Here is a 20,677-nt window from a genome sequence, read left to right on the forward strand (position 1 = left end):
ATGGAAGGCAGATTCGAATCCCTTGCTAGCAATCCTCAGCCTGTCCGCGGGTCGTTTCTGAATGATGTGAAAGCAGCGCCAAGCAGTTTCATTTGCAGCAAGGCTCGCAGCCGGCTGCGGCTGCTCTAAGACGCGATCGCACAACATCGCTTGCGGCAATGAACGGGAATGCGCGCTGCATTCTGCTGCCAGAAAAGGTTCTGCATGGTGTCGAACGCACGCAGATAGCCCGGGAGCGTCAATACCCTTTGTCAGGTGGACCTTGAATCTCCTTTGATGATGCTCTCGCGCGTGCGAACGGTCGCCATCTTCGGATCCAGTTCAGAACGGACGTCATCGTGCCATGGCGGTTTGGTTCATCGCAGCTTTCGTTCAAGATGCGCTGCTGCTCCGTTAAACTTTCAGGCGTGACATGCCAGGCGAGACCGAAAAGTGCAAAGCCTCGCGCATAGCTATTTTCGGCTGGCAGCGGGCTTGGAGGTTGGTCATCTGACGGCCAGACGAGTTTTAGCTGCGGCGGTCTCTTGTTTGTTGTTGTTCGACGCTGATTTTCGCACATGTGGGAACTCCGAGGTCCCCAACCGTCTCCTAAGGATGTTTCAAGCCGGTCACAAAATTGGCTGAAAGCTTTCAGTTGCAACACGATCAGCACGCCAGGGGTATCTGCGCGATCAAAACCAACCGATAATTTTGGGTCCTAGGGCCATGCCTTCTTTGGTTACAGGCTCAGCGATACGTTCGTCTCGTCCGGGTCGATAACCACACATCGCAAGCTGGCGGGCGGCCTGAAACTCTTTGTCAGGAACGTTTAGACCGCTCGGAACCGGATCATCCCCACTCGAGCAATAGGCGCTTAATCCAGCACCGGAACTTGCAATTTCCACCTTAGTCACGGCAGACGGCGCTTACCTCGGCATGAGTTACATCTGATACGAAATGGCATGATTCTAACATGTCGATCAGAAGAAAAGGGGGGAGGATAAAACGACGATCAAGTAACGATGGACTTAAAATGGACCAGTCCGAGACTCCTTGCGTGCGAGCCTTCTACCATTCGCTCTCCGGAGCGGTGCAGTACGTGGTTTCAGATCCTGCTACCAAGGAATGTGCGATTATCGACCCGGTCTTGGATTTCGATATTGAATCTGGTCGCTTTCACACTGGCAATGTCGAGGTTCTTCTTGACTATATCTGCGCCAACCGGCTTCGGACGCGATGGATCTTGGACACACATCCTCATGCGGACCACGTTAGCGCAAGTGGCTATCTGAGCCAGGTGACCAAGGCTCCAACAGGCATTGGCAAAAGCGTGCTGAAAATGCAGCGTCTCTGGAACGACATCTTCAACATTGGCACTCTTCGAACAGATGGCTCTCAATGGGATCGATTGCTTGATCATGGCGATACGATCAACATCGGCGGACTTGCACTCACGGCGGCTGCCGCGGCAGGCCATTCTTTGGGCTCGGTCAGCTATCTTATTGGCGATGCTGCATTCATCCATGACACGCTGATGATGCCGGATAGCGGTACGGCGCGCTGCGATCTTCCGGGTGGCAACCCCAACGTGCTTTGGCATACGATCCAGGCGATCCTGAGGCTTCCGCAAGACACCAGGCTATTCATTGGACACGACAACCGTCCAAACGGTCGCAAAGCTCGATGGGAAACATCTGTAAGAGCACAAGCAGAAACGAATATCGATCTAGTGGGGAAGGATCTGACGTCGTTTGTGGCCCTGAGGAATCAGAGAGACAAGCAATTGCTGTTGCCGCGCCTCATGCTGGCTGCTCTCCAGATCAACCTAAATGGAGGGCGCTTGCCTTTCACCGACCGAATATTCGACGGCTATCCAGGCGTCGGCCCAGGGGTCAATCAACGACCTGCCGTTGGCCGTGCTCTCGATATGCCTCGATATTGGCAAGCCAGAAACGCCTCGGCGGGAATGGAAAAGTGATCCTGCTGATGCCTTCGCGGGCTGCATGAGTTAGGCTCACACGGGTGTCCTAGCCATACCATGATTGCTTGATTGTACCTGCAGCAGCGCAAAACACCGATGGCTATGCGGGTCAGCTCCTGCCGAGAAATGCCATTTGAGACATTGGAACAAAACGGAATCGTACTTGGAACATCGTCCGTCATGCGATCTGAACGCTGCCTGACTCATCCCGCGAGCGAGATGACGGTGCACAGTCTCCCACAGGCTATCTATCAGCTCTAAAATGAAAAAACACCCACATCGCAATCAAGGCGCCGAGGCATCCGTCATCAAACCTGTAACATCAAGATTTGTCCAGCTATCAGATCTTCACGAACGCTGGACCGTGTGGGACCGTGATGCCCGAATGCCAGCAGTTTTTGGTCGTGAGGCATGCATTGGCTTAAGCAGGAAAGCAGCCGACGAAATGTGCAAAATCCTCATTGAAGTCCATGGCGCTTCCATCCCGTGGACGTGGGAGAAGACATGAAGCTGTCAAGAGAACGTTGCAGACTTGCCCCCCATCGCGTTGTCCGACGTGAGCGCTCCCGCGGATTTGCTTCGACAATATTACAATAGCAAGCAGAATTCCCCATAATAAAATCGAATTGCAACCTGATTCATGCATGCGTCGTCTCGCTTGTGTTCAATTACGAGGAAGACGATGACTAAGTATAAGCTCGAGTACATTTGGCTCGATGGGTACACTCCGGTACCGAACCTGCGTGGCAAGACGCAGATCAAGGAATTCGATGCATTCCCGACGCTGGAACAGCTTCCGCTCTGGGGCTTTGACGGCTCCTCGACCCAGCAGGCTGAAGGCCGCAGCTCCGATTGCGTGCTGAAGCCGGTCGCCATCTATCCCGACCCGGCCCGTACCAACGGCGCTCTCGTCATGTGCGAGGTCATGATGCCGGATGGCGTCACGCCGCACGCATCGAATGCCCGCGCCACCATCCTCGACGACGAAGACGCCTGGTTCGGCTTCGAGCAGGAATATTTCTTCTACCAGAACGGCCGTCCGCTCGGCTTCCCTGAGCAGGGCTACCCCGCTCCGCAGGGTCCGTACTACACCGGCGTCGGCTATTCCAACGTCGGCGACGTTGCCCGCGAAATCGTCGAAGAACATCTCGACCTCTGCCTCGCTGCCGGCATCAATCACGAAGGCATCAATGCCGAAGTGGCCAAGGGCCAGTGGGAATTCCAGATTTTCGGCAAGGGCTCCAAGAGGGCGGCCGACCAGATCTGGATGGCACGCTACCTCTTGCAGCGCCTGACTGAAAAGTACGGCATCGACATCGAGTATCACTGCAAGCCGCTCGGCGACACCGACTGGAACGGCTCGGGCATGCATTGCAACTTCTCGACCAAGTACATGCGCGAAGTCGGCGGCAAGGCCTATTTCGAAGCGCTGATGGCGCAGTTCGAAAAGAACCTGATGGACCACATCGACGTCTACGGTCCTGGCAACGACAAGCGCCTGACCGGTAAGCACGAAACGGCTCCGTGGAACAATTTCTCCTACGGCGTTGCCGACCGTGGTGCTTCGATCCGCGTTCCGCACTCCTTCGTCAAGAACGACTACAAGGGTTATCTGGAAGATCGTCGCCCGAACTCGCAGGGCGACCCCTACCAGATCGCTTCGCAGGTTCTGAAGACGATTTCGGAAGTTCCGCTTCTCAACAGGCAGGCCGGATGACGTGAAAAACTGAACGCACCGATTGCCTGCTTCAAGCCAGGTGTCGGCAATTGGCTGCAATCCAGCAACGCCCGCGGCGCAAGCGGCAGATTGCCCATGAAATGCCATGGCCAATCTGTCGCATGGAGGTGACTTTGGCCCACGGCTTGCACGTCCCCCTTGTTCGATTGTCGTGCATACTTCGAGACAGCTTTCGGATGAATATTCACCGCAGCAAGATCATTGCGGCGAGGAGATAGATGAATCCTTTGAAATGGATTGCTCTGCGGTCGTATCGAGTGGCGAAGCGTCGGAAGTGCTTCATAAGTTTTTCCGAGCCGCACACCGAGGATCTGCCCAGTATCGAGCTTGCACCGCGCAGATTGCGCAATCGCTATTCCGAAAACGCGCTTGAAGCCTGCTCACGCGGTCCATACGATCATCCTAATTTCCAGCGGCAAACCTTGCCTGGCCTCGGTGAGCGTTTAGAGATGCGTGTAATCAACCGGCACCTTCAAAAACCGCCTCCCATCTAGCGCTTTCAGCGGGGGCCGGCCACCGTTCAGGTTGACCTGCAGTGCGAGTAGCATAAGGTCGGGAAGCGGCAATGTGGCGTCTCTCGATTGACGCCATGCGACGAAATCTACCGCAGAGCGCCCCGCTAAGTGGATATTTTCCCGCTGCTCGTCGATCGAGCATTCCCAGGCAGCAGTTCGACCTTGCGGCGGATAGTCATGCCCGACCATTAATCGCACCTGTTTGGGAAGCGCTACGATGGCGGAGATCGTCTGCCAGAGTTCTTCGGCGCTTCCTCCTGGAAAGTCGGCTCGAGCTGTCCCGACGTCCGGCAAGAAAACGGTATCGTTTACGAACGCTACGTCTTCATTGTACAGAATGATCGATGCGAGTGTATGCCCTGGTGCATAGGCCACCGCGAGGTCGACACTGCCGATGGTAATCGTGTCACCATGTCGAAGCAACCGGTGCCATTGCCGTCCATCGACAGGCAGCTCCGGTAGATCATAGCGCTCCCGCCACATCTGCTGAACGATTGCCACTCGTTCGCCGATTGCCGTCGGCGAGCCAGTGCGGTCTGAAAGATACGCCGCCGCCGACATATGATCGGCATGCGGGTGGGTATCGACGATCAATTCCACTTTCAGCTCATGCCTCCCGACAAAGCGAAGCAGCTCGTCCGCGCTGGTGGCGCTGAATGTCGCCGAGCCTCTGTCGAAGTCGAGCACCGGATCGATGATGGCGCACGCACGGCTGGCAGGATCCCAGATGATGTACTGGACCGATCCTGTCGGTTGATGGAAAATGCCATGAACATTTGGTTGCATCGGACTCCCGCGCCTATGAGACATTGTTGATAATTGTGAACCGCCTCAGTCATCGTATCGATGTCGTCCGCCTCATCCGAAGAGTTTGAATTGTAGTCCGAGGGGTCGCCGCTTGCCGATGGCTGGCGCTTCGAGGCCTATAGGCAACCGGAGCTTGGCTTGTAGCGCTGAAATCGAGCTGTACTTCCACGGTTTGCCATTGACAACGACATTTGCGAACGAACCACCGCGGGAGTACTCCTTCGACAACCTCAATGTTTCTACATCGCCAAATTTATTGCAGTCGATATCACCCGTATTTCAAATATCCGCTGATCTATTACAGATATAGTTGAGAACTTTGCATGATCACAATGTAAATGTGAGACCAGCCCAACGACAGCGGCAGACCGCCATCGGACCCTTGGCGGCCAACCTGCCACATAGTGACCGCCACTCAGTCATCAGGTGTTGGCGACATCGGCGATAGGCGGGCGGCTTGCGCCGCCCCACAGAATTTCACGCTACTTCGAGACGGCCTTGGCTGCCTCGTCAATCGTATCAGCGATGGCCTTTGGTTGCGTCATGAACAGCGCATGGCTAGCGGATACTTTGGTTACCTTCGCGCCGATGCGCTCCGCCATATGTATCAGCATCTTCTGGTCAAAGGCTTTGTCTTCGGTCGCAATCACTGCCCAGCTTGGCTTGGTCCGCCAGGCAGCGTTGGTGAGCTTTGTGCCGAAAACTGACATGTTGATCGGAATCTGCGAGTCCCGCATCAACGCAACATCTGCATCGCTTACATCACTGGCGAAAGCAATCTTGAAATTCTCAGGCTTTACATATCCAAAACCATCCTTGGTAGTTTCGATTACGAAGTCGGTCTGCGGTGCGAAGCCCTCATATTGCTGGCCGGTCGTCTCGCCGGCATCGGGAGACAGGGCAGATACATAAACGAGACCGGCGACCTTCGGATCAACGCCAGCTTCTGTGATGACAGTTCCGCCCCATGAATGTCCAACGAGAATAGCTGGTCCCGTCTGTCGTTCCAGAGCCCGATTGGTAGCTGCAACGTCGTCAGCGAGTGAGGTGAGCGGGTTTTGCACAATAGTGACTTTGTATCCGCGCTCGGTGAGATTGTCATACACGGAACGCCAGCCGCTGCCGTCTGCGAATGCACCATGAACAAGGACTACGTTTTTGACAGCTTGGGTGTCCGGAATCGTCTGTGCGCTTGCCGAGTTGATGACAAGAAGAGCGCCGGCCGCAGCGAGGGCGCCAATCAATTCGAATTTCATGATCCTTCTCCTTTTATAGCGCAATAACAGTTATCGCGATAACTTATCTAATTTCACAGGAAAATTCTGTCAAGTCATTATTTATCGCGATATTGTTTTTCGCGATTGAAATGCAAATACTCCGGTTGAAGGAGGACTCATGCACAAGATTGCGAACGACAAACCGGTCCCGCTCGGCGACCAACTTTGCTACGCGATCTACTCGGCTGGCGATCCAACGCTTCTACAAAACATTGCTCGATGACCTCGGGCTTACTTATCCACAATACCTCGCACTGAACGTCCTGTGGCGATCCGACAACCAGGTGCCCACGGCTACCTTTCCGATATCGATTCCATTTGACACGAGAGACGCGTGTGGCGCCGCGCGATTGAGATCAATTACGCTGCCCCAGGTTTTACAGAACTGAGTGGCGTAATGGTTCATCCGCTGGTCGGGCCGCCAGTGCGAATTGCTGGTCTTAAACCCTCCTTATATTCACCGAGCTCCGCTGTAAGATTCAAGAACTGGGCGCGGGCTTCCGAGCATCACGGTTAGCTTTACGCACCGCTGATCTCAGATCTGACGACAGTTTGTAAAATCGCTCCGCCCCCGCACATTTCGAGTTCGCAATTCGGCGGCAAGAATCACCGATCTGAAAAGGTGACATGATTTCGGATCTCCCCAATTCGTAGCATAAGCTAAGACATAACGCGCGAAATGTGCTTTCTTAGTTGCTCTTTTTATGATCGAAGTTAAGCTAGCTTATGTGAAATTTTTGGCGATTAAACATGCAAGTTACACAAAAAATGAAAGAATCTTCCGAAGAGTCTCTCGACCGGATTGATCTCAAAATCCTGCGTGCGCTGCAATCTGAAGGTCGCCTCACCAACGCTGACTTGGCTGAAAGGGTCAATGTCAGCGCCGCCACCTGTCATCGACGCACCCAACGGCTGTTCCAGGAAGGTTTCATCACAGGCGTTCGCGCCGAAGTCGCGCCGACGGCCATCGGGCTAGGCGCACTGGTCATGGTCGGAGTGGTGCTCGATCGCTCAACACCGGAGAGCTTCGCAGAGTTCGAGGGCGCCGTAATGGTGATGAAGGAGGTGCTAGAGTGCAACCTCGTAGCGGGTGATTTCGACTACCTGCTGAAGATAAGGGTGCGGGACATGGCCGATTTCAATAAGCTCCACGGTCAAAAGCTGATTGCGCTCCCCGGCATTCGACAGACGCGGACCTTCTTCGTGATGAAGGAAGTCAAGGAAAACGCGAGATTGCCGTTCTAGATCGTGACGGCACCAAATGCGTTGGTGCAATGTTCCTTGATCTGAAACCGTTTTTTCCCCGGTTTTCAGAAGCGCCTTGCGACAACTCAGCTTTTAGCCTGTGGTTCATTTGGCCAGTTGTTGCCACATTCAAGTCAACCCATACATCGTGGGCGCAATGGAATTCCGAGCACCCCGCCGGGCTGTTACTTTGGCGGCAGTACTGGAATTTCCTCGTCCGCCACCGTCTCATATCCGTCGAAATCGCCTGAAACGAGATCGTCGGGAAGCGGATAATATGGAGAAAAATAGAGCGCAGCAGGGCCTGCAAATCCAAGCCCGCTTAAGTTCGACAGACGTGAAATGCATCCGCTGAAAATATTGATGCTGCGTAATTTTCTCTTCAAATAAGATGGTGTAATCACGTGATATACTTTCACGACATCGTCTCCAATTTCCATAAATCGCAACAAGCTGCAGATAGCAGACTCGAATCGCCGCGTTTCGCGTTCGTGTCCAAGGCTGGAGCGAATGTTGCATTTGAGATTGCTGCGTTCGGAGTTCGCAATGTCGCAAGGTCATCACCGTCAAGCCGGCGCCCCGACAGAATTCCCAAAAACGCTTCGTGTCGCGTTCTGCTCGCGGAATTATGGCGCTGTGGGATCGCAGCGGTGGTGCTTTTGAGCATCGTTGCGATGCTTTCCCTCGCGGTCTTCTCGATAATTGCCAGGTCGGTTCCGACGTATTTTGAGTAGCTGGCGCCGGCTCCGCCAGGCGGTTTTCTACAATCCAGATCGTCGCCTGGTCACTGGTGACGGCCCCCCACTGCTTCCGGCGCAATTGGTCAGCGGGCTAAACCCCGCCTGACGGATTTCGTCAGCTAAGCCGGCAAAGCCAGCTCGGGATGAGTGAACGAAGAACGACCTCGTTTTCGAAATACTTCGGTAACATGGGTGTTCGATACATCTCCTGCGGCATCCAGAGGTGGGGTGACAGGCACCGATAAACGGTGACTTTCTCCACCACACGGCTGTCGCTTGTATAGTTGGAAAAGGAAAACATATGAGCTTGCGTATCAACGATATCGCCCCCGATTTTACCGCCGACACGACCCAGGGACCGATCAGCTTCCATGATTGGATCGGCAGCGGCTGGGCCGTCCTGTTCTCGCATCCGAAGAATTTCACGCCGGTTTGCACGACCGAACTCGGCGCCATGGCCGGCCTTGCGGGAGAGTTTTCCAAGCGTGGCGCCAAGATCATCGGCATCTCCGTCGATCCTGTGGAAAGCCATGCCAAGTGGAAGAGCGACATCAAGACCGCCACCGGCTTCGACGTCGAATATCCCCTGATCGGTGACAAGGACCTGAAGGTCGCCAAGCTTTACGACATGCTGCCGGCCGGCGCCGGCGAGAGCTCGGAAGGCCGCACGCCTGCCGACAACGCAACGGTGCGTTCGGTCTTCATCATCGGTCCCGACCAGAAGATCAAGCTGATCCTGACCTATCCGATGACGACGGGCCGCAATTTCAATGAGATCCTGCGCGCCATCGACTCCATCCAGCTGACGGCCAAGCACCAGGTAGCGACGCCAGCGAACTGGAACCAGGGTGACGACGTTATCATCACCGCCGCGGTGTCCAACGAAGACGCAATCGCGCGTTTCGGCTCCTTCGATACGGTTCTGCCTTACTTGCGCAAGACCAAGCAGCCTGGCGCCTGATATATCCCAACGGGCCGGCGACACATTCGTGTTGCTAACTGTCTGACGCGATTTGTGGATGAGCCAGGTTGCGATGCAGCCTGGCTTCTGAGCGCTTGGCCTCGATCGCCCGCCATTATGCGATCTGTCCACGAGGGGCTACTATGCCGATCGCCGGGAGAATGTGTAGGCACAAGCTAGTCGCCGATATGGCACTTGCCTCGATGTTTGCCGTGCATGGCGGTCCTAGCTGGCTTGCCCCGTTGGGCAGGTCTTCAAAGGCAATTCGTATTGCCATCGTCAAGCCCAGCGGCAGAGGCCACGCGGTTCTGGTCGTCGACGCCAGCCGCGAAGACCATGGTACTCGACAACAGTGGGAATGCGCTCAACGGCTGGCAGAAATGCGGGACGACGGATGCCGACACGACTACAGCTCATTGACGGGAGGCCATGCACTGGTCGCGAACGCAGCCGTCAGCAGCATGACGGGCGGCGGCAGTTACGGTGAGCGCTTCCGCCCTCTTGCGCAGTGCCGCGAGAGCCGAACACGGCGAACATCACACTTTCCGGCACCGGACACTTCATCAGCCTGGCTAGCGACGACCGTCCGGCGCGCGCTCCCCTCCAGCGGCTGCGGACACTCTGATCGGCCCACTGTACTTGCTTAGATCCAGGAATGTATCGGAGGCTCGATATCATTTAAGTAGTATTGTCCGATCGCATGGAATTTCCAGCGAACGGGGTCGTGGAGCGTGTGTGTTCGCGCATCGCGCCAAAGGCGGTCCAAATTCAACTTCTCGAGGGTCGAGCGCGCTCCTACGAGTTCGAACAGCTTATTCGATGCAAGGAGGACAAGTTCCGTGGACAAAACCTTCGCTTCCGCAATTGCGATTTTGGCCAAGCCGATCGTCCTTTCATCAACATTGGCGATCGTGGCATCAAGCTGACGTCCGCTGCGTTCAAGCATTGCTTCGGCAGCGTTGTATTTGATTTTCAGGTCCCCAACAGCCGCGATCGTGTAGGGATCATCACTTGCGCGTTCCTGTCCGCTGTCGATCCAAGGGCGCGCATAGGTCTTGATGAGATCGATTGTGACATCGATAGCATATTTGGCAATCCCGAGGTCGATCGCGGCATGGATAATTTGGCTCTGCGGACCGACGGCGCTCGGCTTTTCGTATACGATGTGGGCAGGCAATACTCTAGAGGCAGCAACGCGCACGCTATCCAGCACCACCGTGCCGCTGGCGGTCGTGCGCTGGCCGAAGCCTGACCAATCGTCTACAACTGTTAGTCCGCTCGCGGTTCGATCAGCCACGGCAACGACGACATGGCCACCTTCATCCAATGCCACGATCGGGACCAGGTGAGCGAAGAGCGCGCCGGTCGAGTAAAATTTCTGTCCCGAGACGAGAAACTCATCTCCGTCACGGACCAATCGGGTCTCAAAATCTTCGACATTCTTGCCCTTAAATTCCGAAAACGCGTTTCCCAATCTCTGGCCGGCGAGCACCATGCCGAAGAGATCTCTCTTCTGCTCTTCGCTTCCGGTGAGTCGAATGACGTCGATGATTTCAAAGTTACTCTGCGGCATTTGCGCTAGCGAGGCATCGGCTGAAGCAAGGAGTGTGAAAACCTTGGCGACCGTGACCTGCGAAACTCCTGCACCGCCGTAGTTTTTCGGGATTGTGATCCCCCAAAGACCGCTCTGCGAAAAAATATCGACCTCCTCGAACGGAAGCGTTCTATTTCTGTCCCTTGGGCCGGCGTCGGCAAGAAAGCGCAAGCGCAAATTCTCGGCAATCGCAATCGCTTCCTCGTCGCTGCTGATCACGTGGGCATGTTCTGTTGGGGGGCAGGGCGCCGACTCCGGAGCTGGCATGGACTCCGATTCTTGAGAGGCTTTCGGGATAGTATTACTCATGGCATCGTCTTCCTAGTCATTGGTTGGCTACTAGTTCGAGGAAGCAGCTATTCGACCGCGGTGAAAGTGATCACCTTGACCGAGGAACTGCGAACTGTGAGGTGCAGTGGGCCGTCGAGAGGCAAGCGCTCCGAAGCCGAGGCCTTGCCCGTATTCAGGAAAGGCAGTTACAGCTTCCTACATTTCACGATCGTTGCTGGTATGGAGTGCCGTACGTCATTCGTAACAAAGCGGTCTATCCCGAGCGCAACAACAATCGCCGTCTGGATCGCCAAGCCGTTCGCTGGAATGTGCCAGCACGAACGGACGCTCCGCAAACTTAATGACCAAGGGCCGGAATCTCTCTAATTCATGAAGGTCGAGGTCCGGGGCCCGGCATGCTGGACTGTATGGCATAACCTCGACCTGATCCGCGATTACAACGATCATCTCCTGGTCTCTCGAACACGAGGGGATGTGGCAACCTATATGATGATCAGCGGGGTCGATGTTGATATGCTCGGCGCGGTTGCAGATCCAGAGGCGCGCCCAGATGACGATGCTGCCGCGGTTGAAGCCACCTTCTACGGGCGGGTCGCATTTTTTCGTGGTTACCGTCCGGTTGACCATCGCCGGAGAAAGCCGGCTCCCATTGTTGGAGTGTACAAATGATTTTGAATGCCTTGGGACAGGCTGAAGCTGAGGCAGTAGTCGAAGGATGATTTCAAGGACCGTCGCCGAAATCGCTTTGCTGAAGGGCAAGAGCGTCGCCGATATCGAGGGTTACCTCCAGCGCGCACTGCCGCGCTGGAGGCAAGATCAACGGGGCAGGCATTCGGAGGCGTGGCTGATCATGCAGATTCTTGTAATGAAGGGATGGATACTTTCGCGAGTCCCCCCAAGCTATTCCACAATAGCTTTTGCACCCTCTGAAGCGACAAAGACAGCCTCCGGGCAAACTGATCATTCCGACATCTCGTGCGGACGGGCAATCGGTTATGTGTCACAGGACCAGCCTCTAGCTGCCAACGGTCATTTACATCATGGACGTCAGTTCAGCGCTTTAGAAGCGCTGAAAAACTTGCAGTGCCTTTAAAGGCTGCGGTTGTTGCGCCGCCCACCGTCCACTATCCACTCAATGTCACCACGGCCGATCCCGATATCGTTGAGCATGTTGTCGTCTAGTGATTGAAGGTCCCTTATCGCCTCTCGAATCCTCTTTCGACGCACCAAAGCAGCATAGACTTGCTGCAGTCGCCCGAGGGATGTCCGCTGGTTCACTCTCATGGTCTTCTCCGACGTTTGCTTAATAAGTGTTCGCGACGCACAAATAATGTGCGCGTCGGGTCCAAATCTTTGGCGCGCTGGCTATCGGAGTGTTTCTCTAATGCGGAAAACCATTTCATATGTAGTACACATTCAGTGATGGGCGGAGCTGTTCCGCCCGCCGTGCCCGTAAGCTCGCTTGGTCCAATGCAAAGGACAAATGGCCAAGTTATCCCTCGCCGTGTCGACAGGCTGCCGCATTTTCGAACATCGTGTCATTTGCAACAAGCAGGCCGGGAACTGAAACAGCGCCATAGCGCATCGCAGACATGATCACATGCCGAGAGACGGCTTGAGTCCTTTTTTGCATGATAGGCGATCACGCATCCGAAGGCCGGATTAAAGGTCAGATGTGCTGGTGACTTGGCTTAGAAGAAACCGCGATGAACAATTCAACATTGAGATTTGATGTCATTTTGATGCCAACCGAGAGGTGGATGGTATGGGACGACCATCACGAAGCGCCCGCCACGTTTGGCGGGGAAATCCTATCGGGCCTGCATCACGAGGCGGCTGCCCGGCTCGCTGATATTCTTAACAAGGTTTACCCGCGGACGACGGGGTAATCTCCGCGTGGAAGCAACATTCGCTAGCTGGAATCAATTACGGCAGATCTCGCAGTTGCAAGCAAAGAATCGGGCCCAAACTAACTACAATTTCCTAGTCATTTCCCTTATGCGGATAAAGTGAACGCCGTGAAAAAAATCGAAGCGATTTTCCCCCCTTCACGCGTCGGTGATGTGCGCCAGGCATTGCTGGATCTAAACTTACTCGAGTTCGTGCTGTCCGATGTTAAGGATTTTGCGCCGCGAAACCGCAGAGTGACCCGGTATCGAGGTGTTGAGCATGTCGCTGACGACAAATCCGCCGTCAGGCTAGAGATTGTTACCAGAGACACCCAGACGGAAATCGTTGCGGAAGCTATCTTGATGGCGCTTATCGGCTATGGCGCCGATACCAGAATTCTGGTGAGCGACGTCTATGAAATATTGACTCACTAACGGTATTGCTGAAGATTCCGCAATTTCCCGCTCGTGCGACCCTTCGGGCGATTGGCTGACTGCAATCAGTAGCGCGAGTCCCGCGAGCTGACTTGCGGCGAGCAAAATCATCGATCCGCCGAAGTGTAACGGCCGCTTCCAGAACACAAGTTCCAAACCTGAGATCTCAACGGCTTGCTTATCGATTAAGCGCCTCGGTCTCAGCCTATAGCCGACGTCGCGCTAGGAAGCGCGAGATCATAATTGACTGCAGGAATGACACATTGACATTCTTCCGCCGGACCGCGACGAGATGTTTGCTGCGGATGCAGCGACTTGTCCGTGTTGTCGAAAGCTACGTCTGGCCTCAAGCATGGATGACGATGGCTGCGGGATCTGCGACGAATGCCTGGCACCGGGGAATGGATGAAGCAGGTGATTCCGTTCGGCAGGCTCGCCGCGACTGAAGAGGTCGCCAAAGCTGTTCTGTTTCTGGCGTCGAGCGAGAGCAGCTTCGTTGGAGGCGAGGAGCTAATGGTGGATGGCGGAATCGTAGCAGTTTGAGGCCGGTAGAGAGACCGGCCCTGCCATATTGCCTTTAAGTGGAAGACCGTAATCACCTCTAGCGGCGATAGGCTTCACCAAAAAAAGCGGATCAGATGCTCATTCACAAGTGCAGACTTTTCTAAGATAGACATGTCGACAATGTCGGCTTCCACAAAAGCGAGCGAGCCGAGCAACTGTCAAGGCAAAGGGCGCGTGGCTTCTCTTCCTGCTACCCTATTCGCAGGACCTGAACCCGATCGAGGTGGCGTTCTCGAAACTCCAGGCGCTCCTGCGAAAGTGGGTCGCCAGGCCTTCGATGCCATCGCACAAGCCTTCGGCCTCTTCTCAGTCACTCAATGCCGAAACTTCTACCGGGCTGCTGGGTATGCGGCAGAATAGATGTGAAAGGCTTTAGCGTGAGTGTCCTTTCGACGCCGGGCGAGAGCAGGCGTCAGACCTGAGCCATACCCCCATCGACGGCTATTTCTGCCCCTGTCGTAAAACTGCTCTCTTCACTTGCAAGGAAGAGGGCTGCGGCCGCCACCTCATCAGGTCTACCCATGCGCCCAAGAGGGATCATACTGGACAGTGCGACTCGAATTTCCTGTGAGGCCGCTGCCATCATCGCCGTATCGGTCGGTCCAGGGCTGACGACGTTGACGCGGATGCCTTTCGGAGCGAGTTCGTTTGCCCATGTGCGTGTGAACGATCGGACTGCGGCTTTCGTCGCACCGTAGACCCCATAGCCCTTGGTGCCGATGTCTCCCGCGATGGAGCCGATCAGCACAATCGTTCCGCCGGGCTGCATGATGTCGATGGCACCCTGCGCCGCGAATACGAGGGATCGGACGTTCAGGCCGAATGTCCGATCGAAATGATCCTCGGAAATGTCTTCAAGAGGTGCATATTCCGATAGGCCAGCGTTCACGACAAGCACGTCGATGCGACCATGTTCCGAACGGATCCGGTCGAAGACGCGCTGAAGATCGGCGCTGTTACTGGCATCCGCTTGGATCGTGCGGATGCTGCCCAAGCCGGCTACGTCTGGTTGGCTCTCCGCAACCTTGCGGCTGGTCGCGTAGACCTGCGCTCCCTCTCTGGCGAACCTCTGAGAAACGGCTCCGCCGATGCCACCGACCCCGCCGATAACGAGGGAAACCTTATTTGCTAGTCTGCTCATGCTAACTCCATCATCAGTGATGATGCTTAGATATATACTCTATACCTACGGTCAATTACGCACTATATGTAAAGCAGATATCAGGGAGTATATCTATGGCTGCGACGAACGAAGGTCCGATCATCAAAGCTTGCACGTCTCAAAGCCACAAAGCTGTCTCCGCCGAGGCGTTGCTTGACGTTGAGAAGGCGCGGCCCGTGCTTGAGCAGATCGCCAACAAGTGGTCGGTCCTGATCCTCACCGTCCTGTGTACCAGACCGTCACGGTTCAACGAGATCATGCGGCGCCTCGACGGTATCACGCACAAAGCGCTGGCCGACGCGTTGAAGCGCTTGGAGCGTAATGGACTCATTCGCCGTGAAGTGCTCACGACAACGACACCGGTCGGCGTCGAATATACCATCACCTCGCTCGGCCGCTCCCTTCAGCAACCGTTCGAGGCGCTCTATGCGTGGTCCATGACCTACGGTCCCGAGCTTGAGCGCGCGCAAGAAGAATACGATCAGGTTCGAGGCTAGCGCGACAGGTATCGGCCGAAATTCACTTGCTCGGCCGGGCCGGTCATCACGCGGCCCCGTTGACAAGATGGTGCGACACGGTCGAGATGAACGCACGAAGACGCTGAAGACGTCGTAGGTCCCGGTGATATCCCATCCAGATGTCTCGCGCCGGCGGCGACATTGGCAGTTCCAGTCTCCGGATACCGGCGATCTGATCGCCGACCACGCGGGGCAGGACGGCGATCCCGACGCCTTGCCTACACATGCGCCCCTGGACGTTGCGGTTATTCGATCGCAGGATTGGTTTCGCGTTGGGAAAACTCTCGATGAGCCAAGCGATATCGGGGAACTGCCCGGTCGACGTATCGTGAGTGATCAGCCGGAAACCAGCCCCGTCGCCATATTGGGGATCGGGCGACTCCTCGGCGATATAGACCCCATACTCCAGCCTGAAGAGCCGCCGCTGAACAACATCGGCAGTGTTGAACGGAACGATGCGAAAAGCGACGTCGGCCTCGCGCTGGGCGAGATTGAAGAGACGCGTGCCGGTGAGGATCTCGACGTCGACATTGGGGTAGGCGTTCGAGAAATCCGCCAATATGGGAGGCAGTACATAGGCCCCAAACCAGTCTGCTGATGATATGCGCAGACTGCCTTTGAGATTCTGCTCCTGCCCCGCAAGCCGGCGCTCCATGGCCAGCGCTCCCTCTTCCATCTGCTCCGCCAGCGCGATGATGCCGTGGCCCTCTTCGGTCAGGATAAGACCGTCCGCAGTCCGCTGGAATAGCGTGTGGCCGATCGCCTCCTCAAGTGCACGCAGGCGCCTGCCCACAGTCGGATGGCTTGTCTGAAGAGAACGCGCCGCGCCGCCGAGCGTGCCGCATCGCGCAACAGCAAGAAAGATTCTGACGTCACTCCATTCCATCGGCCGCCCGCACAAAACTGAACGTAGAGAATACATTTATGTCAGTTAACGAACAAATCTAAATACCTAAATTCCTGTCGGTGCTCGGAGGCGTCTCGTTTGTTTGGAAGGCCGCCTCCATTCCGCTCATAGCCACTATCGGAACGGCAGGAGATGAACATGCAAATCGGATTTATCGGTCTCGGCAGCATGGGTTCGGCAATGGCTCCGAATCTGGTGAAGGCTGGCCATGATGTTCGAGCCTGGAACCGGAGCAAGGTCGCCCAGGATAGCGTTCCGGGGGGCACGCTTGTCGAATTCGCGGCGGATGCATTTCAGGCTGACGTCGTCTTTACGATGCTATCCGATGACACAGCCATTCGGGAGGTGATCCTCGATGCCGGCCTGCTTGCAAGCGCGCAACCAGGGCTGATCCACGTTGTCACATCGACGATCTCGGTCGCATTCGCGCGAGAACTGGAGCTGCTGCACGAAGAAGCGGGCCTTGGCTATGTGTCCGCACCGGTTCTTGGGCGACCGAACGTAGCGGCGAGCGGGCAGCTCAACATTCTGGCGGCCGGGAAGGCCGACGCAGTTGCCGCGATCGAGCCGTTGCTCGCTACTCTCAGCAAAAAGGTCTGGAAGCTGGGGGAGAACCCCACTCGGGCGAATACGGCAAAGCTCGCCTGCAACATGATGATCGCCATGGCGATCGAGGCTATGGCTGAGAGTGTCGTGCTGACCGAAAGCGTCGGGCTCGACCGGGCAGATTTCTTCGAACTCATCCTGGGCACCCTTTTCTCGGGCCGCGCCTATGAGAGCTACAGCGCGCAGATCACGGAACAGTCCTTCGAGCCCGGTTTCAAAGCCAAACTCGCACTCAAGGACATGCGCCTGGCGACTGAGGTCAGCAAGGAGATCGGACGCACGCTCCCGATGCTTGAAGCTGTCCGCGAGGGGCTCGACAAAGCCGTCTCGGCAGGCCTCGGCGAGAAGGACTGGTCGATCATGGCCGATATGACGGTTCGTGGCGCCCACAGTTTGCAGTCGTTCGAAATCAACTCGGAGAAGAAGTCATGAAAACTTGGCTCATCACAGGCTGCTCAAGCGGCTTCGGTCAGCGGCTCGCGCTCGCTGCAGCAAAGCGCGGGGACCGGGTCATCGCGACGGCCCGTAATGTCAAAGCGATCGGAGAAATGGCTGAGCCTTTCGGCGGCCGCATGATCTCGTTGCCGCTCGACGTGACGGATGCGGCGGCAGCCAGGGCCGTGGTTGCAAAAGCGGTCGAGACATTCGGCGGCTTTGATGTGCTCGTGAACAATGCCGGCTTCGGACTGTTCGGTGCGATCGAGGAAGGCACCCCCGAAGAATATCGGCCGATGTTCGAGGTGAACGTCTTCGGTCTGATCGAAACCACCAGAGCAGCCTTGCCTGTCCTACGACGCTCGGGCGGAACGATCGTCAACATGTCATCCGGTGCAGGAATCGCCGGCGGCGCCGGTGGCGGATATTACAATGCCGCCAAGTTTGCCGTGGAAGGCATCTCCGAAGCGCTCGCCGGCGAGCTGAACCCATTCGGCATCCGCGTGCTGATTGTCGAGCCTGGGCCGTTCCGCACCGATTTTCTTGGACGTTCGATCACGATGGTGGCGAACGAAATGCAGGAATACGCCGCGAGTTCGCGCAAGCACTATCGCGAAACCAACAACGGCAATCAGGCAGGCGATCCCGACAAAGCGATCGCGGTGATCCTGCAGGCAGTCGATTCCGAGGACGCCCCGCTTCATCTGCCCCTCGGGCCCGTCGCGCATTCGATCGCTGAGCGAAAGCTGGCTTCCTTCCGCAACGATATCGACGCGTGGCGCGACATCACGATTGCCACCGATTTCGACCAGCACTGAGCGCTAGCCGCAACCTCTGTTTTGAACTTTAACATCGACTGGAAAATTATCATGATCGCAACTTTGAAGGGGTTTACCCAACAGCTGGTGCCGGTGAATGGCATCAAGATCAACGCTGTCACCGGGGGCTCCGGCCCGCCGATCCTTCTGCTCCACGGCTGGCCGGAAACATGGTGGGAATGGCACCATGTGATGCCGCTGCTGGCCGAGCATTTCAGCGTGGTGGCCATGGATCTGCGCGGCGCGGGCTTTTCCGACTGCCCGCTTGACGGCTATGACAAGGCGACAATGGCGCGCGACGCGCACGAGGTCATGGTTGCACTTGGGCATGAACGCTACGCCGTGTGCGGCCATGACATTGGCGGAATGGTGGCGCTGCCGCAGGCCGCCACCTATCGGGAGGCTGTTACCCACCTAGCCGTTCTCGACGTTCCGCTTCCTGGCTGGACGCAATGGGAGGCGACGACGGCAAGGATCTGGCACTTCAGCTTCCATATGAACCGGGATCTACCGGAGCGCCTGGTCCATGGCCGTGAATACGACTATGTTTCCGCCTTCATGGCGGAGCGGTTCTACGATCACAGCACGTTCGATCCGGGGGACATCGAGATCTACGCGAAAGCGATGGCCCTTCCTGGCCGCACGCGCGGCGGCATGGAATGGTATCGCACCCTCGCCGCGACCATGCAGCCGCGCGCGAGTACAAGACGGAGCCGCTCGAGATACCGGTGCTAGGTCTCGGCGGAGAGCATCGCTTCGGTGCCCATATGGTCCCGATGCTGAAGGAGTTCGCCAGCAATGTCACGGGCGGCTCGATAGCGCGGTGCAGCCACTATGTCGCGGACGAGCGCCCGGATGAAGTGGCAGGCGCTCTGATCGAATTCCTCAAGGCTAATTGAAACTCTACGACCGCCCCGTCGCGCGCCGTGGGGGCGCCTATCGCGGGCGAGTTGCGCCCGATCGCGGTTGATCGATTAATAGGAAAGGAAACTGTCATGACCGCACCTGTCATTCGCGGCGTCAATCATATCGGCATCACGGTGCCCGATATCGAAGCAGCAAAATCATTCCTGGTGGAAGCGTTCGGCGGCCAGGTGATCTACCAGTCCTTTGGACCGCAGGACCCGCCGCGGCAGGGACCCGAATTCGAGCGGGCCACTGGTGCTTTCACCGGAACCGTGGTGCGTGCACAGGCGATGGTCAAGATCGGAACCGGACCTGACATTGAACTCTTCGAAATGCACGGCCCCCAACAAGCCCAGCCGGTTCGAGCCAGCGACTTCGGCATTACGCATTTCGGCGTCTACACCGACGACATCGACGCATCGGTAGAGCGCTTCGAAAAGGCCGGAGGCATTCCGCTCACCGCGCCGCGCGCTATTCCCTATGCGACTGAGAAAGGTCTTGGAAACAAGGTCTGCTACTGCCGCATGCCATGGGGCACGACGATGGAGTTTATTACCACCCCTGACCGCATGTCCTATCATGACCAGACGGACCTGCGCAGGTGGCAGGACGAGGAATGAGCAGAGCGCGAAGACAGTCTTCTTAATTTCGTCGCGGCGATGCAGGCGTTATCGGACGGTTCGACGAGCCCGTAGCCGCACGACCGTCGTCCTACAAACGGCGACATTCGTAGAATTTCACGTCCGCGTGCTTCATTGGCTTCCAGGCCGAATAACATAGAAAGGTATGGATATGTTCGGAATAACACCGCTCGGTTGGCTCCACACGTTGGGAAGTCTTCCTGCAATACCCGCAGCCGCCTACATGATTTTTCGATTTGGGCGGATCAAGCCAGATAGCGTACCAGGATACATTTATTTCGTTTGCATGCTGATTGGGAGCTTGACGATATTTCTCGTGGCAAAGGCACCAATTAGCCCTGCTATCGCGCTTGTCACTTTGCTCTGTCTGTTTGGCGGCTACGCGATAAATAGGCTCGCCTTTTTTGGGCGCCTTCGGAAATACATCGAGACGTTCCTTTTGAGCCTTACGGTCTTCTTGCTGATGGTTCCATCTGTCTCAGAGACCTTACGACGTGTGCCCGACGGTCACCCAATTGTAACCGACCCGGACTCGATAGTCTTGAAAGGTGCTCTGGGGATCATAGCGGCAATCTTTGTTTTTGGTCTCGCGGCTCAGCTTTACCATTTGGCGCGGCACGGCGATCGTGCACGCTGAGACGCGGCAAAAGCATCACGATACCGTCCAG

At 56.3% G+C, this 20,677-nt stretch carries 19 protein-coding genes and 3 pseudogenes; 15 read left to right on the forward strand and 7 right to left on the reverse strand.

The annotated features are described in order from the left end of the window. The first annotated feature begins 1,012 nt into the window (after positions 1-1,012). Positions 1,013-1,957 carry an MBL fold metallo-hydrolase gene (locus A6U98_RS20900; protein ID WP_064652387.1) on the forward strand — a complete coding sequence of 315 codons (945 nt, stop codon included), beginning with the start codon at positions 1,013-1,015 and terminating at the stop codon, positions 1,955-1,957. Between the two features lie 685 nt (positions 1,958-2,642). Continuing rightward, entirely contained in the window at positions 2,643-3,677 is a 1,035-nt protein-coding gene (locus A6U98_RS20905) for a glutamine synthetase beta-grasp domain-containing protein (RefSeq protein WP_064652389.1), read from the forward strand. A gap of 464 nt (positions 3,678-4,141) precedes the next feature. Here the strand turns inward: A6U98_RS20905 and A6U98_RS20915 are convergent, their stop codons facing one another. Both A6U98_RS20915 and A6U98_RS20920 read right to left on the reverse strand, forming a co-directional pair. Beyond that, a complete protein-coding gene (locus A6U98_RS20915; RefSeq protein ID WP_245304542.1) occupies positions 4,142-4,999 on the reverse strand; it encodes an MBL fold metallo-hydrolase in 858 nt (285 codons plus the stop codon). 503 nt (positions 5,000-5,502) lie between these two features. Further along, positions 5,503-6,276: an alpha/beta hydrolase gene (locus tag A6U98_RS20920; protein WP_064652392.1), complete on the reverse strand. Its 774-nt coding sequence runs from the start codon at positions 6,274-6,276 to the stop codon at positions 5,503-5,505. Between the two features lie 139 nt (positions 6,277-6,415). On the opposite strand from A6U98_RS20920, the pseudogene A6U98_RS37720 reads away from it, so the two are divergent. Together A6U98_RS37720 and A6U98_RS20925 are read left to right on the forward strand one after the other, a co-directional pair. Next, positions 6,416-6,566, forward strand: a pseudogene (locus A6U98_RS37720) (MarR family transcriptional regulator); the annotation flags it as partial. A 499-nt stretch (positions 6,567-7,065) separates the two neighbouring features. Beyond that, on the forward strand, positions 7,066-7,542 hold the full coding sequence (locus A6U98_RS20925) for an Lrp/AsnC ligand binding domain-containing protein (RefSeq protein WP_064652482.1): 477 nt from the start codon (positions 7,066-7,068) through the stop codon (positions 7,540-7,542). Positions 7,543-7,727: 185 nt separating this feature from the next. Here A6U98_RS20925 and A6U98_RS36865 read toward each other — a convergent pair whose 3' ends face one another. Further along, entirely contained in the window at positions 7,728-7,961 is a 234-nt protein-coding gene (locus A6U98_RS36865) for a hypothetical protein (RefSeq protein ID WP_156667874.1), read from the reverse strand. Positions 7,962-8,583: 622 nt separating this feature from the next. Between A6U98_RS36865 and A6U98_RS20930 the strand changes: the two genes are divergently transcribed. Continuing rightward, entirely contained in the window at positions 8,584-9,243 is a 660-nt protein-coding gene (locus A6U98_RS20930; protein WP_064652394.1) for a peroxiredoxin, read from the forward strand. Positions 9,244-9,886: 643 nt separating this feature from the next. On the opposite strand, the gene A6U98_RS20935 is transcribed toward A6U98_RS20930, so the two are convergent. Further along, complete coding sequence (locus A6U98_RS20935; protein ID WP_082933955.1) at positions 9,887-11,146, reverse strand: SfnB family sulfur acquisition oxidoreductase; 1,260 nt, start codon at positions 11,144-11,146, stop codon at positions 9,887-9,889. Positions 11,147-11,497: 351 nt separating this feature from the next. On the opposite strand from A6U98_RS20935, the gene A6U98_RS20940 reads away from it, so the two are divergent. Beyond that, a complete protein-coding gene (locus tag A6U98_RS20940) occupies positions 11,498-11,797 on the forward strand; it encodes a hypothetical protein (RefSeq protein ID WP_064652397.1) in 300 nt (99 codons plus the stop codon). A gap of 420 nt (positions 11,798-12,217) precedes the next feature. Here A6U98_RS20940 and A6U98_RS20950 read toward each other — a convergent pair whose 3' ends face one another. After that, entirely contained in the window at positions 12,218-12,412 is a 195-nt protein-coding gene (locus A6U98_RS20950; RefSeq protein ID WP_064652401.1) for a DUF1127 domain-containing protein, read from the reverse strand. Positions 12,413-13,146: 734 nt separating this feature from the next. On the opposite strand from A6U98_RS20950, the gene A6U98_RS20960 reads away from it, so the two are divergent. The 3 genes and pseudogenes from A6U98_RS20960 to A6U98_RS37725 all read left to right on the forward strand — a co-directional run. Further along, positions 13,147-13,452, forward strand: a complete 306-nt coding sequence (locus A6U98_RS20960; protein WP_064652484.1) for a P-II family nitrogen regulator — start codon at positions 13,147-13,149, stop codon at positions 13,450-13,452. 405 nt (positions 13,453-13,857) lie between these two features. Then, positions 13,858-13,995, forward strand: a complete 138-nt coding sequence (locus tag A6U98_RS36040) for an SDR family oxidoreductase (protein WP_245304543.1) — start codon at positions 13,858-13,860, stop codon at positions 13,993-13,995. A gap of 134 nt (positions 13,996-14,129) precedes the next feature. Beyond that, positions 14,130-14,275: pseudogene (locus A6U98_RS37725) on the forward strand (transposase); the annotation flags it as partial. Between the two features lie 153 nt (positions 14,276-14,428). Here the strand turns inward: A6U98_RS37725 and A6U98_RS20965 are convergent. Then, positions 14,429-15,157 (reverse strand): SDR family oxidoreductase, encoded by a 729-nt coding sequence (locus A6U98_RS20965; protein ID WP_064652405.1) that lies wholly within the window; start codon positions 15,155-15,157, stop codon positions 14,429-14,431. A gap of 95 nt (positions 15,158-15,252) precedes the next feature. Here A6U98_RS20965 and A6U98_RS20970 point away from each other — a divergent pair, with 95 nt between their 5' ends. Continuing rightward, positions 15,253-15,675, forward strand: coding sequence for a helix-turn-helix domain-containing protein (locus A6U98_RS20970; RefSeq protein ID WP_064652406.1), 423 nt, complete (start codon positions 15,253-15,255; stop codon positions 15,673-15,675). A gap of 46 nt (positions 15,676-15,721) precedes the next feature. Here A6U98_RS20970 and A6U98_RS20975 read toward each other — a convergent pair whose 3' ends face one another. Continuing rightward, positions 15,722-16,582, reverse strand: coding sequence for a LysR family transcriptional regulator (locus A6U98_RS20975; RefSeq protein ID WP_064652408.1), 861 nt, complete (start codon positions 16,580-16,582; stop codon positions 15,722-15,724). Positions 16,583-16,741: 159 nt separating this feature from the next. On the opposite strand from A6U98_RS20975, the gene A6U98_RS20980 reads away from it, so the two are divergent. The 5 genes and pseudogenes from A6U98_RS20980 (at position 16,742) to A6U98_RS37730 (ending at position 20,646) form a co-directional block, all read left to right on the forward strand. After that, entirely contained in the window at positions 16,742-17,641 is a 900-nt protein-coding gene (locus A6U98_RS20980) for an NAD(P)-dependent oxidoreductase (RefSeq protein WP_064652410.1), read from the forward strand. Further along, entirely contained in the window at positions 17,638-18,462 is an 825-nt protein-coding gene (locus tag A6U98_RS20985; RefSeq protein ID WP_064652412.1) for an oxidoreductase, read from the forward strand. Before A6U98_RS20980 ends, A6U98_RS20985 begins: the two co-directional genes overlap by 4 nt. Before the next feature lie 51 nt (positions 18,463-18,513). After that, positions 18,514-19,361 (forward strand): annotated as a pseudogene (locus tag A6U98_RS20990) (alpha/beta hydrolase). A 96-nt stretch (positions 19,362-19,457) separates the two neighbouring features. Then, a complete protein-coding gene (locus A6U98_RS20995) occupies positions 19,458-19,988 on the forward strand; it encodes a VOC family protein (RefSeq protein ID WP_064652414.1) in 531 nt (176 codons plus the stop codon). Positions 19,989-20,160: 172 nt separating this feature from the next. Then, positions 20,161-20,646: a hypothetical protein gene (locus tag A6U98_RS37730; RefSeq protein ID WP_064652486.1), complete on the forward strand. Its 486-nt coding sequence runs from the start codon at positions 20,161-20,163 to the stop codon at positions 20,644-20,646. Positions 20,647-20,677: the final 31 nt, after the last annotated feature.

Source organism: Rhizobium sp. WYCCWR10014 (assembly GCF_001657485.1).
GTDB lineage: Bacteria > Pseudomonadota > Alphaproteobacteria > Rhizobiales > Rhizobiaceae > Rhizobium.